The organism is Streptomyces sp. NPDC014907, from assembly GCF_055562975.1.
Genome location: NZ_JBVHEG010000001.1, coordinates 637,823 through 649,493 on the forward strand (window position 1 = coordinate 637,823; position 11,671 = coordinate 649,493).

At 72.5% G+C, this 11,671-nt stretch carries 12 protein-coding genes; 7 read left to right on the forward strand and 5 right to left on the reverse strand.

From position 1 onward, the window contains the following. Positions 1 to 37: 37 nt before the first annotated feature. On the forward strand, positions 38 to 310 hold the full coding sequence (locus tag ACZ3IL_RS02785) for an exodeoxyribonuclease VII small subunit (RefSeq protein ID WP_467385847.1): 273 nt from the start codon (positions 38 to 40) through the stop codon (positions 308 to 310). A 203-nt stretch (positions 311 to 513) separates the two neighbouring features. Continuing rightward, on the forward strand, positions 514 to 1,104 hold the full coding sequence (locus tag ACZ3IL_RS02790) for a malonic semialdehyde reductase (RefSeq protein WP_467385849.1): 591 nt from the start codon (positions 514 to 516) through the stop codon (positions 1,102 to 1,104). Positions 1,105 to 1,244: 140 nt separating this feature from the next. Here the strand turns inward: ACZ3IL_RS02790 and ACZ3IL_RS02795 are convergent, their stop codons facing one another. After that, the gene (locus tag ACZ3IL_RS02795; RefSeq protein ID WP_467385851.1) at positions 1,245 to 1,778 is read right to left on the reverse strand and encodes a DUF4245 domain-containing protein; all 534 of its coding nucleotides are present in this window, start codon (positions 1,776 to 1,778) and stop codon (positions 1,245 to 1,247) included. Between the two features lie 117 nt (positions 1,779 to 1,895). Here ACZ3IL_RS02795 and glpX point away from each other — a divergent pair, with 117 nt between their 5' ends. Beyond that, on the forward strand, positions 1,896 to 2,927 hold the full coding sequence (gene glpX / locus ACZ3IL_RS02800) for a class II fructose-bisphosphatase (protein WP_467385853.1): 1,032 nt from the start codon (positions 1,896 to 1,898) through the stop codon (positions 2,925 to 2,927). 126 nt (positions 2,928 to 3,053) lie between these two features. Here glpX and ACZ3IL_RS02805 read toward each other — a convergent pair whose 3' ends face one another. Together ACZ3IL_RS02805 and ACZ3IL_RS02810 are read right to left on the reverse strand one after the other, a co-directional pair. Then, entirely contained in the window at positions 3,054 to 3,425 is a 372-nt protein-coding gene (locus ACZ3IL_RS02805) for a WhiB family transcriptional regulator (protein WP_467385855.1), read from the reverse strand. Positions 3,426 to 3,590: 165 nt separating this feature from the next. After that, positions 3,591 to 4,313 (reverse strand): DUF1707 SHOCT-like domain-containing protein, encoded by a 723-nt coding sequence (locus tag ACZ3IL_RS02810; protein ID WP_467385857.1) that lies wholly within the window; start codon positions 4,311 to 4,313, stop codon positions 3,591 to 3,593. Between the two features lie 231 nt (positions 4,314 to 4,544). On the opposite strand from ACZ3IL_RS02810, the gene ACZ3IL_RS02815 reads away from it, so the two are divergent. Continuing rightward, entirely contained in the window at positions 4,545 to 6,212 is a 1,668-nt protein-coding gene (locus ACZ3IL_RS02815) for a fumarate hydratase (RefSeq protein ID WP_467385859.1), read from the forward strand. 117 nt (positions 6,213 to 6,329) lie between these two features. Here the strand turns inward: ACZ3IL_RS02815 and ACZ3IL_RS02820 are convergent, their stop codons facing one another. Beyond that, the gene (locus ACZ3IL_RS02820) at positions 6,330 to 6,881 is read right to left on the reverse strand and encodes an SRPBCC family protein (RefSeq protein ID WP_467385861.1); all 552 of its coding nucleotides are present in this window, start codon (positions 6,879 to 6,881) and stop codon (positions 6,330 to 6,332) included. 191 nt (positions 6,882 to 7,072) lie between these two features. Between ACZ3IL_RS02820 and ACZ3IL_RS02825 the strand changes: the two genes are divergently transcribed. Then, the gene (locus ACZ3IL_RS02825; RefSeq protein WP_467385863.1) at positions 7,073 to 7,708 is read left to right on the forward strand and encodes a lipoprotein; all 636 of its coding nucleotides are present in this window, start codon (positions 7,073 to 7,075) and stop codon (positions 7,706 to 7,708) included. Between the two features lie 66 nt (positions 7,709 to 7,774). Here the strand turns inward: ACZ3IL_RS02825 and ACZ3IL_RS02830 are convergent, their stop codons facing one another. Then, the gene (locus tag ACZ3IL_RS02830) at positions 7,775 to 9,307 is read right to left on the reverse strand and encodes a ricin-type beta-trefoil lectin domain protein (protein ID WP_467385865.1); all 1,533 of its coding nucleotides are present in this window, start codon (positions 9,305 to 9,307) and stop codon (positions 7,775 to 7,777) included. Positions 9,308 to 9,413: 106 nt separating this feature from the next. Between ACZ3IL_RS02830 and ACZ3IL_RS02835 the strand changes: the two genes are divergently transcribed. Both ACZ3IL_RS02835 and fomD read left to right on the forward strand, forming a co-directional pair. After that, positions 9,414 to 10,814: a class II fumarate hydratase gene (locus tag ACZ3IL_RS02835; RefSeq protein WP_467385867.1), complete on the forward strand. Its 1,401-nt coding sequence runs from the start codon at positions 9,414 to 9,416 to the stop codon at positions 10,812 to 10,814. 133 nt (positions 10,815 to 10,947) lie between these two features. After that, complete coding sequence (gene fomD, locus ACZ3IL_RS02840; protein ID WP_467385869.1) at positions 10,948 to 11,613, forward strand: cytidylyl-2-hydroxypropylphosphonate hydrolase; 666 nt, start codon at positions 10,948 to 10,950, stop codon at positions 11,611 to 11,613. Positions 11,614 to 11,671 lie beyond the last annotated feature (58 nt).

Consider the following 11,671-nt stretch of genomic DNA (forward strand, 5'->3'; position numbering starts at 1 on the left):
CGGCCACCGACCACCGGCAGAAGACAGAGGACAGGACATGGCAGCGAGCACGGGCACGGGCACGGACGGGGCGGCCCTCGGGTACGAGCAGGCGCGGGACGAGCTGATCGAGGTCGTCCGGCGGCTCGAGACGGGCGGGACGACCCTGGAGGAGTCCCTCGCGCTGTGGGAGCGCGGCGAGGAGCTGGCGAAGGTGTGCCGGCTCCGGCTCGAAGGGGCGCGGGCCCGTCTGGACGCGGCCCTCGCGTCGGAGGCGGACGGTGGCGAGGACGGGGAAGGAGCCGGAGACGGGGACGGCCGGGAAGGGTGATCCTCCGGTCCGGTCCGGTCCGGTCCGGTCCGCTCCGGTCCGGTCCGGGCGTAGACTCACGAGTGAAGCGGATCACTATCCGGATGAGTTAGTTGAACTTTCACCAATCAAGGGCGTAGTGTCGGGGACGTCGCTTGAACTCCGTACGAGCGATCCCCTTGTGCACTTTTGCGCAACCCCGCGCAGTCCGGAAGGTACGCAGCATGTCCCTCGCCCTTGACCCCGCCGCCCAGGACCTCCTCTTCCGCGAGGCCCGCACCGCCAACACGTTCACCGACGAGCCGGTGACCGACGAGCAGGTCCGGGCGATCTACGACCTGGTGAAGTACGGCCCCACCGCCTTCAACCAGACCCCGCTGCGCATCACCCTGGTCCGCTCCCCCGAGGCCCGCGAGCGCCTGGTCAAGCACATGGCCGAGGGCAACCGGCCGAAGACCGCCACCGCGCCGCTCGTCGCGATCCTCTCCGCCGACAACGAGTTCCACGAGGACCTGCCGGCCCTGCTCCCGCACTTCCCGCAGGCCAAGGACATGTTCTTCGGCGAGCGCCCGGTCCGCGAGCAGTCCGCCCTGCTGAACGCCGCCCTCCAGGCCGCGTACTTCATCGTCGGCGTCCGCGCCGCCGGCCTGGCCGCCGGCCCGATGACCGGCCTGGACTTCGCCGGCGTCCAGAAGGAGTTCCTCGACGACGACCACACCCCGCTGATGGTCGTCAACATCGGCAAGCCGGGCGAGGACGCCTGGTTCCCGCGCTCTCCGCGCCTGTCCTACGACGAGGTCGTCACCACCGTCTGAGACCGGTGACCGCACCCACGGGAAGGGCCCCGCACTCCACGAGTGCGGGGCCCTTCCCGTGGGTCCCGGCGTTTCCGGCCCCTCCCGGACGGCCCCGGAGGAGCGCCTCGGAGGCCGCCCCGGGAGGACCGCTCCGGACCTCAGACCTTCTCCGACCGCAGCGAGCCCGCCATCTCGGCGAGCCGCTCGAAGGACGCCGTGCCGGTGACCACGGTCGTCGCGCCGTCGTCCGTCCGCACGAGGGCGTCGTACTTCGGGCCCTCCCAGCGCTGCCAGACCTCCCCGGCCACCGTCTGGGTCTTCCCGGTGTTCTTCGCCTTGTGGGTCACCTCGGGCACGAACGTGCCCGGCGCCGCCGTCGACTGGTGGATCACCACGTACTGCGTGTCCGGGGAGAGGAAGCCGAGCTGCCAGGCGTCGGCGTTCTCGCGCTCGTACGAGACGACCGTCGCCTTCCAGCCCTCGCCGAGGCCCCGGGGGGCCAGCACCGGGTACGGCGCCGCCCGCTGGGCCGTGAGGAGCTCGACCCGGTAGTCCTTCGCCTTGACCGGCTCCGCGCCCTCGTCGTGCGGGATGAAGAGATACATCACACCCGCGGCGACCATGATCACCCCGAGGGACTGGAACATCCCGCGTACCGTCTGCCTGCCTCGCATACCTGCCACGCCCCCCATGGTCGCATCACGGTCCCGTGCTCATACGTAGGCCCCCCTGCTCATTTTGTCGACCTGACGATAGAGTCGCAGCACCCTCTTTTCCCCGGCCGTCGCCGTACAGAAAGGTGCGCCCCGATGACCGAGCACACCCTCCCGCCCGAACTGGAGGTCTCCCCCGAGGCCCCCGACCGCAACCTCGCCCTCGAACTGGTCCGCGTGACCGAGGCCGCCGCCATGGCCGCCGGACGGTGGGTCGGCCGCGGCGACAAGATCGGCGCGGACGGCGCGGCGGTCAACGCCATGCGCACCCTGATCTCCACCGTCTCGATGGACGGCGTCGTCGTCATCGGCGAGGGCGAGAAGGACGAAGCCCCCATGCTCTTCAACGGCGAGCGGGTCGGCGACGGCACCGGCGCCGAGGTCGACATCGCGGTCGACCCGATCGACGGCACCACGCTCAACGCCAAGGGCATGCCCAACGCGATCGCCGTCCTGGCCGCCGCCGACCGCGGCACCATGTTCGACCCGTCCGCGGTCTTCTACATGGACAAGCTGGTCACCGGCCCGGAGGCCGCCGACTTCGTCGACATCAACGCCCCCGTCTCGGTCAACATCCGCCGGGTCGCCAAGGCGAAGAACTCCTCCCCCGAGGACATCACGGTCGTCATCCTGGACCGTCCCCGCCACGAGGGCATCGTCCGGGAGATCCGCGAGACCGGGGCCCGGATCAAGTTCATCTCGGACGGCGACGTCGCCGGTTCGATCATGGCCGTCCGCGAGGGCACCGGCGTCGACATGCTCATGGGCGTCGGCGGCACCCCCGAGGGCATCATCTCCGCCTGCGCCATCAAGTGCCTCGGCGGAGTCATCCAGGGCAAGCTGTGGCCGAAGGACGAGGCCGAGCGGCAGAAGGCCCTCGACGCGGGCCACGACCTGGACCGGGTGCTCTCCACCGACGACCTGGTCAGCGGGGACAACGTCTTCTTCGTCGCCACCGGCATCACCGACGGCGAGCTGCTGCGCGGGGTGCGCTACCGCGCCGAGACGGCGACCACGCAGTCCCTGGTCATGCGCTCGAAGTCGGGCACGATCCGCCAGATCGACTCCACGCACCGGCTCTCGAAGCTGCGCGCGTACAGCAAGATCGACTTCGACCGGGCCAACTGAGCCGGTCCGGAGCCGGGTCCGGCGGAGACCGCCGGACGGCACGAAGAGGGGCGCCCCCATGTGCGGTGGGGGCGCCCCTCCCCGTACGGGCCCGCGCGGGACGGGCCGCGCCCCGCCGGGGCCCGGTCAGCCCGCCTTGGCGATCCGCTCGGCCGGGGCCGCCTTCCTCAGTTCCACCTCGCGCCGCCGGCGCCGGGCGAGCACGACGCGGCGCTCCGCCGCCGTGAGCCCGCCCCACACCCCGTACGGCTCCGGCTGGAGCAGCGCGTGCTCGCGGCACTCGACCATCACCGGACAGCGCGCGCAGACCCGCTTGGCGGCCTCCTCGCGCGCGAGGCGCGCGGCCGTCGGCTCCTTGGAGGGGGCGAAGAAGAGTCCCGCCTCGTCCCTGCGGCACACCGCCTCCGCGTGCCACGGGCCGCCCTCGTCCTCCCGGGCGGGGGTGCGCGGCGGGGGGACGGCGACGGCCTGGAGGGGCTGATGCGGCAGTTGCAGCACGGTCTACTCCTGACGACGGCTTCGCGGGCGAGGGCGATGCCCGAGGCTTACCCACTGTGCGTGCGCCTATGCACTGGGTGCCGCGGCACACCGCCCCGCGGACGCCGGACGGCGCATTCCGGTCACCTCGTGGCCGAAGACCCCGCCGCCCGCACCCGGTGTCCGTCAGTGGCCCAGGTGCTTGCGCATCCTGCCCTGGAGGTCCGTGACCCACTTGCCGCGCTTGGGCCGCGCCTCGACGTTCCCGAAGACCGAGTAGCCGTTGACGACGACGACCGGGGCCTGCGGGTCGACGCCCTCCAGGGTCACGACCTCGAAGTTGCCGAAGATCCCGCTGCCGTTGCCGCGCAGGCTGATGTTCTCCGGGACGCGCACCTCGACGTTGCCGAAGACGGAGGTGGCGTTGATGGTGGTGAGGCGCTGGGCGAAGATCGCCTCGGTCAGGTCGATCTCGATGTTGCCGAAGAGGGCGAACGCGTTCGTCCGGCGGCCCACCCGCCAGCGGCCCTTGCGGGTGGTGCTGGAGAAGACCGCGACGAGGTTGTCCGGGGCGCCCTCCGGATCGTCGGGACCGTAGGCGTACGCCTGCCCGGGCTCCGGCCGGGAGGTCCGGGCCGCCGGCAGGTCGCGGACGATCGGCTCCAGTTCCCCGACCGTCTTGGCCCGGTAGACCGCGTCGATCCGGTCCGAGTGCTCCTCGGCGTCGAGCCGCCCCTCGGCCAGGGCGTCCCTGAGGATGTCCGCGATCCGGTCCCGGTCCGCGTCCGAGGCCCGCAGCGAGCCCTGCGGATCGGCGGGGGCGGGCGCCGCGGGGGCGGTCTCGGCGGGGGCGGCCGACCGCTGCGGCCGCGCCTGCTTCTCGGGTTCGGGCTGCTTTTCGAGGTCCACGGAGCCAGCCTAGCGAAACGCGATAGATCGCGACCAGGGGGCGGGGCCGGAAGGCGCGGACGGAATCGGCCGGACCGGGGCCGCCCGGTGCGGGGACCCGGCACCGGCCCGCGCGGCGGCGCGGGTGAGCCCTACCTCACAGGAACGCCGGAACGGGCGCGTTCTACGCTGGAGGACGCGCCGCCAACGGAGGCGGCGCAGCCGTCCGCCGAGTGAGGAATGACCGCCGTCATGCCAGAGTTTTCGTACTCCGATCTGCTCCCCCTGGGAGAGGACACCACGCCCTACCGCCTGGTGACCTCCGAAGGCGTCTCCACCTTCGAGGCCGACGGCCGTACGTTCCTCAAGGTCGAGCCGGAGGCGCTGCGCAAGCTGGCCGCCGAGGCGATCCACGACATCCAGCACTTCCTGCGCCCGGCCCACCTGGCCCAGCTGCGCCGGATCATCGACGACCCGGAGGCGTCGGGCAACGACAAGTTCGTCGCGCTCGACCTCCTGAAGAACGCGAACATCGCCGCCGCCGGCGTCCTCCCGATGTGCCAGGACACCGGCACCGCGATCGTCATGGGCAAGCGCGGCCAGAACGTGCTGACCTCGGGCCGCGACGAGGAGGCCCTGTCCAAGGGCATCTACGACGCGTACACCGAGCTCAACCTGCGGTACTCGCAGATGGCCCCGGTCACCATGTGGGAGGAGAAGAACACCGGCTCGAACCTGCCCGCGCAGATCGAGCTGTACGCGACCGACGGCGGCGCGTACAAGTTCCTCTTCATGGCCAAGGGCGGCGGCTCCGCCAACAAGTCCTTCCTCTACCAGGAGACGAAGGCCGTCCTCAACGAGGCGAGCATGATGAAGTTCCTGGAGGAGAAGATCCGCTCGCTCGGCACGGCCGCCTGCCCGCCGTACCACCTGGCGATCGTCGTCGGCGGCACCAGCGCCGAGTTCGCCCTGAAGACCGCCAAGTACGCCTCCGCGCACTACCTGGACGAGCTGCCCACCGGGGGCGACGCCGCGACCGGCCACGGCTTCCGGGACAAGGAGCTGGAGGAGAAGGTCTTCGAGCTGACGCAGAGGATCGGCATCGGCGCGCAGTTCGGCGGCAAGTACTTCTGCCACGACGTGCGCGTGGTGCGCCTGCCGCGCCACGGCGCCTCGCTGCCCGTCGCGATCGCCGTCTCCTGCTCGGCCGACCGCCAGGCCGTCGCGAAGATCACCGCCGAGGGCGTCTTCCTGGAGCAGCTGGAGACGGACCCGGCGCGGTTCCTGCCGGAGACGGAGGACACCGACCTGGAGGCCGGCGAGGTCGTGCGGATCGACCTCAACCAGCCGATGGACGACATCCTCGCCGAGCTGACCAAGCACCCGGTCAAGACCCGCCTCTCCCTGACCGGCCCGCTGGTCGTGGCGCGCGACATCGCGCACGCCAAGATCAAGGAACGGCTGGACGCGGGCGAGGAGATGCCGCAGTACCTGAAGGACCACCCGGTGTACTACGCGGGCCCGGCGAAGACCCCCGAGGGCTACGCCTCCGGTTCCTTCGGCCCGACGACGGCCGGTCGCATGGACAGCTACGTCGAGCAGTTCCAGGCGGCGGGCGGCTCGAAGGTCATGCTGGCCAAGGGCAACCGCTCGCGGCAGGTCACCGACGCGTGCGGCACGCACGGCGGCTTCTACCTCGGTTCGATCGGCGGCCCGGCGGCCCGGCTCGCGCAGGACTGCATCAAGAAGGTCGAGGTCGTCGAGTACGAGGAGCTCGGCATGGAGGCGGTCTGGAAGATCGAGGTCGAGGACTTCCCGGCCTTCGTCGTCGTGGACGACAAGGGCAACGACTTCTTCCAGAACCCGGCGCCGGAGCCGACGTTCACCCACATCCCGGTGCGGGGCCCCGGCCTGGCCTGACCCCGGAGCGGTACCCCCGGAGGGACCCCGGCCTCACCCGACCCGGAGCGGTACTCCCTGAGGGGCCCCGGCCGTCACCGGCCGGGGTCCTTCCCGCCGGCCGCCCGTGCCGGTCCGTCAGCCGTCCGTGCCGGTCCGCCGGCCGCCCTGCTCGGCGAGGGACTTGACGCCCGCGAGCGTCGCCTCCATCCCCGCGCGCAGCTCTCCCAGCCGGGCGGCGACGATCTCCTCCTCGCGGTCCGGCCACCGTTCGAGGGTCAGGGTGACGCCGCTGCGGCCCGGGCCGAGGCGGGCCGACTGCCGCAGCCGGGTGCCCCCGTCCTCGGGGGCCAGCTCGTAGCGCCAGGCCGCCAGGGCTCCCGCCGGGTCCGGAACCGGCTCCCCGAAGAGGCCGTCGGCGTCCGTGACGGCCCAGGCGAACACCCGTCCCTCCACCAGCTCCGTCACGTGCGAGACGGTCCGCCACTCGCCGAGCAGCCGGTGGTGGTTGTACCCCTCGAAGCGCGCGCCCACCCGGGGGCCGTCCGCCCCGTCGAGCCAGGCGGCGCGCCGCAGTTCGGGGCTGAACCGGGCGGGCAGCAGGATGTCGGTCACCAGCTCCCAGACCAGCGGCACGGCCGCCCCGACGTGGATGTCGCAGTGTGCGCTCGGCCCCTCGGCGTACCTCATGGCGCTCCCTCCGTCCCGGCCCCCTGCCGTCCCGGGAACCGATCATCCCGGGGACCGGTCCGCCTCCACAACGGGACGTCGGTCACTCCCGCCCGGGACCGGGGCGCGACCCCGCCGGGCCCCCTCCGGCTCCCGGCCGCGACGGCGGGCTCCCGGTTCCGCGCGGGACCCGGACGGTTACGCTGCCGGTCATGAGACCCCCGGCACGGCTTCTGCTCCCCGTCCTCCTCGCGGCGGGAACGCTGCTGACCGGCTGCGGTCCCGAGCCGCTGCCGGAGGTCACCGGCGGGGCGCGGCCGTCCGCAGGAACACCGGGGGGCGGGGCCCCGGCCGCGCCCGCCGCCGGGGCCTCCCTCGGCGGCCCGGGGACGGCCTGCGTCCTGCCGGTCTCCTTCACGCTCGCGGCGGAGTGGAGGCCGAAGGCGGTCGTGGTCCCCGAGGACTCCGACCTCGCGGAGCTCACCCGCCGGGGGCCGGCCGTCATGCGCTGCGAGATCGACGCCAAACCGGCCGGGCACCTGGGCTTCCTGCGGGTGTGGACGGCGGAGAAGGGGTCCGCGCGGGCCGTGCTCGAAGGTTTCGTGACGGCGGGAGGAAAGAGTCCGGGCGCCTCCTACCGGGAGACGACGGCGGGCGCGCTGCCCGCCGTGGAGGCGTCCTACACGGTGCGGAGCGAGCTGTCCGGCGGGGACAAGGAGGCGCGCGCCTTCGCCGTCGCCACCCCGCGCGGGGTGGTCGTGGTCGATCTCGGCGGGTCGGACACCGGGGAGCACCGGGCGATGCTCCCGGCGTACGAACTGGCCCGTACGACCCTGAAGGGCTCCTGATCCGGGCGTACCGCGGCCCCCGTCCCGCACCGGACGGGGGCCGCGGCGTTCCCCGCGGGGTACGGGCTACGCGAACTTCTGGTGCGCGGAGCCGTCGCAGGCCTGGAGCCTGATGGGCTCCTTCGCCGCGCTCTGGGTGAGGCAGACGCCGGTCGCGGCGGCGGGCCGGATGGTGGCGCCGTCGCGGACGAACTTCTGGTTGGCGCCGCCGTGGCAGTTCCAGAGGAGCAGGGCCGTGCCCGCCCGGTACTGGAGGTCGGGCACGTCGAGGCAGCGGTCCTGGGTGAGGCCGGTGTGGACGGTCTGCCGGGCGGAGTCGTACCACCAGGTCTGGTTGCGTCCGTCGTGGCAGTCCCAGCCGAGGACGCGGGTGCCGTTGGAGCTGCTGGCCGCGTCCACGTCCAGGCAGTTGCCGGTCCCCTGGTTCTTCAGGGGCCGGTAGGCGTCGTCCCAGGCGAGCGGGAAGAGGGTGGGCCTACCGGTGGAGTTCACGTCGGCGCAGCTCGCCTCGCGCAGGCCGGACGTGTAGAGCTGGGTGAGGCAGGAGGCGAAGGCGGCGTGTCCGCGCGCGTTGGGGTGGAAGGACTGGCGGACCGAGTTCTCGTCCGGCAGGCCGGGCTTGGAGAGGTCGATGTAGAGGCCCCGGGCCCAGGGGTCCTCCGTGCAGACCTCGTGGCCGTGGAAGAGGCGGGAGTTGTCGAGGTAGGTGGCGCCGGTGCTCGCGGCGGCCTTCCGCATGCCGCGCTCGAAGGCGGGTACGGCGGTGTTGCGGCCCCAGACGGTGTCGGAGTCGTAGCCCAGGCCGCCGCAGACCAGTTTGCCGGGGAAGTTCGGGTTGTCGCGGAAGTCGGGGCCGATCGGGCTGGGGTAGCCCATGAGGACGAGTTTGTAGTCGCCGTCGGCGTATCCGGCGTCGCGCATGACGGTCCTCAGGTCGCGGACGGTCTGTTCGACCTTGGGGACGAGTCCGTCGACGCGGGCCTGCCAGCCGGGGGCGTACTTGGGTTCGCAGGCGCCCTGGCTGAGGAGGTAGCGGGTGACGCAGTCGGTCATGACGGGGCCGAACTGGAGGTCGTCGTTGGCGCCGGCGACGAGGAGGACCATCTTGACGCGGGTGTTGCGCGCCTTGACGGCGAGGTTGTCGCTCTGGACGAGTTCGTCGGCGTACTGCGGGGAGCCGCCGATGCGGATGTTGCCGCTGTACGCGCCGGAGCAGGACACGTTGAACGTGAGGTCCGCGGGGATTCCGGTGCGGTGGATGGCGGCGTCGGGCGAGCGGTGGCACCAGTTGGTGGGGCCGTTGGTCGGGGGCTCGTAGGTGCCGACGCCCTCGCCGGAGATCTCGCTGTCGCCGAGCGAGACCAGCCCGGTCTTGCGCCGGTCGAGCGGGCGCTCCTCGGGGCTGCCGTAGATCTTGGTGGCCTCGGCCGCTCTGATCGCCTCCAGCGCGGGCGGGAGCGGTACGGAAGCGGTGGCGGCCGCGGTGGTCGTGTCGGCCGCGCCGGCGGGTGCGGTGGCCGCGATGATCGTTCCGAGGATCGCGGCGGCCGTGGCCACGGCCGCCGAGGACCGGCGGAATCTGTACCTGGTGCGCGTCATGGCGCCTCCTGGAAGTGGGGTTACCCACGGTTTTTACTGGCCGGTAAGCGGCTTGGGAATACATCGAACAAGACAACTGCTCAGCTTTTTCGGGAGGTTGAAGAAGATGAACGACCGTGAGACGTACCGGATCGAGCACGATTCCATGGGTGAGGTGCGGGTTCCCGCCCACGCCAAGTGGCGGGCGCAGACCCAGCGGGCGGTGGAGAACTTCCCGGTGTCGGGCCAGCGCCTGGAGCGCGCCCACATCGAGGCGCTGGCCCGGATCAAGGCCGCCGCCGCCCGGGTCAACGCCGGGCTCGGGGTGATCGACCGGGACCGCGCGGAGGCGATCGCCGCGGCGGCCGAGGAGGTCGCGGAGGGGCGCTGGGACGAGCACTTCCCCGTGGACGTCTTCCAGACCGGTTCGGGCACCTCGTCCAACATGAACGCCAACGAGGTGATCGCCACCCTCGCCACCGAGCGGCTGCCGGAGGGCCGGGAGGTCCACCCCAACGACCACGTGAACGCCTCGCAGTCCTCCAACGACGTCTTCCCCTCCTCCATCCACATCGCGGCCACCGGCGCCGTCACCCGCGACCTGATCCCCGCCCTGGAGCACCTGGCCGCCGCCCTGGAGCGGAAGTCGTCCGCGTTCGCGGAGGTCGTGAAGTCCGGCCGCACGCACCTGATGGACGCCACCCCGGTCACCCTCGGCCAGGAGTTCGGCGGGTACGCGGCCCAGGTCAGGTACGGGGTCGAGCGGTTGCGGGCCGTGCTCCCCCGGCTCGCGGAGCTTCCCCTCGGCGGCACGGCGGTCGGCACCGGCATCAACACCCCGGCCGGCTTCTCGGCGGCCGTCATCGAGGAGGTCGCCCGCACGACCGGACTGCCGCTGACCGAGGCCCGCGACCACTTCGAGGCGCAGGGCGCCCGCGACGGCCTGGTGGAGACGTCCGGGCAGCTCAGGACCATCGCCGTCTCCCTCACCAAGATCGCCAACGATCTGCGCTGGATGGCCAGCGGACCGCGCACGGGCCTCGCGGAGATCAACCTCCCCGACCTCCAGCCGGGCTCCTCGATCATGCCGGGCAAGGTGAACCCGGTGATCCCCGAGGCGGTCCTGATGGTCGCCGCGCAGGTGACCGGGAACGACACGGCGGTGGCGGTGGCCGGCGCCGCCGGGAACTTCGAACTCAACGTGATGCTGCCGGTCATGGCCAAGAACCTGCTGGAGTCCGTACGGCTTCTGGCCAACGCCTCCCGGCTGCTCGCGGACCGCACGGTCGACGGCGTCACGGCCAACGCGGAGCGCGCCCGCGAGTACGCCGAGTCCTCGCCGTCCGTGGTCACCCCGCTGAACAAGTACATCGGCTACGAGGAGGCCGCCAAGGTCGCCAAGAAGTCCCTCGCCGAGCGGAAGACGATCCGCGAGGTGGTCGTCGAGTCCGGGTACGTCGAGCGGGGCGACCTCACCCTGGAGCAGCTGGACGAGGCCCTCGACGTCCTGCGGATGACGCACCCGTAGGGCGGTGGCGGCCCGCCGTCCGTGCCCCGCGCCGCGGCGCCGCCGGGAGCACGCCCCCGGGGCGCGTGCCGGAAGCGGCGCCGTCCGCCCTCCGGGCGGACGGGACCTCCGGCACACGCCCTAAGATCTGCGCATGACAGGATCGGACGGCTCCCAGCACTGGGCGCCGGGGGATCACATCCTCTGGCGCTACCGCGGCAACGGCACCGGAGCGGTGCACATCTGCCGGCCCGTGACGGTCGTCCGGGACGCGCCCGATCTCCTCGCGGTCTGGATGGCCCCCGGCACCGAGTGCGTGCGGCCCGTGCTCGCCGACGGCACCCCCGTCCACGAGGAGCCGCTCGCCACCCGCTACACCGCTCCCCGCACCACGGACCGGGCGCGCTGGTCCGGCACCGGGGTGCTGAAGCTGGCGCGGCCCGGCGAGCCGTGGTCGGTGTGGCTGTTCTGGGAGCGCGGCTGGCGCTTCCGCAGCTGGTACGTGAACCTGGAGGAGCCCCGGACGCGGTGGTCCGGCGGCGTCGACTCCGAGGACCACTTCCTCGACATCTCCGTCTACCCCGACCGCAGCTGGGTGTGGCGGGACGAGGACGAGTTCGCGCAGGCCCAGCGGTCCGGCCTGATGGGCCCGGAGCAGGCGGCCCGGGTGCGGGCCGCCGGGGAGCTGGCGGTGGAGCGCGTCCGGGCCTGGGGGGCGCCGTTCTCGGACGGCTGGGAGCACTGGCGGCCCGATCCGGCGTGGCGGGTTCCGGAGCTGCCGGCGGACTGGGACCGCACTTCGGCCCACACGGCTCCGTGAGACCCTTGTCGCGCCCCAGGGGGTCAAACGTAGGATCGTCCTCCGCACGACGGAAACG

Excerpts from the sequence above, each read along its gene's own strand:
- ACZ3IL_RS02785 (WP_467385847.1), top strand. The coding sequence starts at position 38 with ATGGCAGCGAGCACGGGCACGGGCACGGACGGGGCGGCCCTCGGGTAC.
- ACZ3IL_RS02790 (WP_467385849.1), top strand. The coding sequence starts at position 514 with ATGTCCCTCGCCCTTGACCCCGCCGCCCAGGACCTCCTCTTCCGCGAG.
- ACZ3IL_RS02795 (WP_467385851.1), bottom strand. The coding sequence starts at position 1,778 with ATGGGGGGCGTGGCAGGTATGCGAGGCAGGCAGACGGTACGCGGGATG.
- glpX (WP_467385853.1), top strand. The coding sequence starts at position 1,896 with ATGACCGAGCACACCCTCCCGCCCGAACTGGAGGTCTCCCCCGAGGCC.
- ACZ3IL_RS02815 (WP_467385859.1), top strand. The coding sequence starts at position 4,545 with ATGCCAGAGTTTTCGTACTCCGATCTGCTCCCCCTGGGAGAGGACACC.
- ACZ3IL_RS02820 (WP_467385861.1), bottom strand. The coding sequence starts at position 6,881 with ATGAGGTACGCCGAGGGGCCGAGCGCACACTGCGACATCCACGTCGGG.
- ACZ3IL_RS02825 (WP_467385863.1), top strand. The coding sequence starts at position 7,073 with ATGAGACCCCCGGCACGGCTTCTGCTCCCCGTCCTCCTCGCGGCGGGA.
- ACZ3IL_RS02830 (WP_467385865.1), bottom strand. The coding sequence starts at position 9,307 with ATGACGCGCACCAGGTACAGATTCCGCCGGTCCTCGGCGGCCGTGGCC.
- ACZ3IL_RS02835 (WP_467385867.1), top strand. The coding sequence starts at position 9,414 with ATGAACGACCGTGAGACGTACCGGATCGAGCACGATTCCATGGGTGAG.
- fomD (WP_467385869.1), top strand. The coding sequence starts at position 10,948 with ATGACAGGATCGGACGGCTCCCAGCACTGGGCGCCGGGGGATCACATC.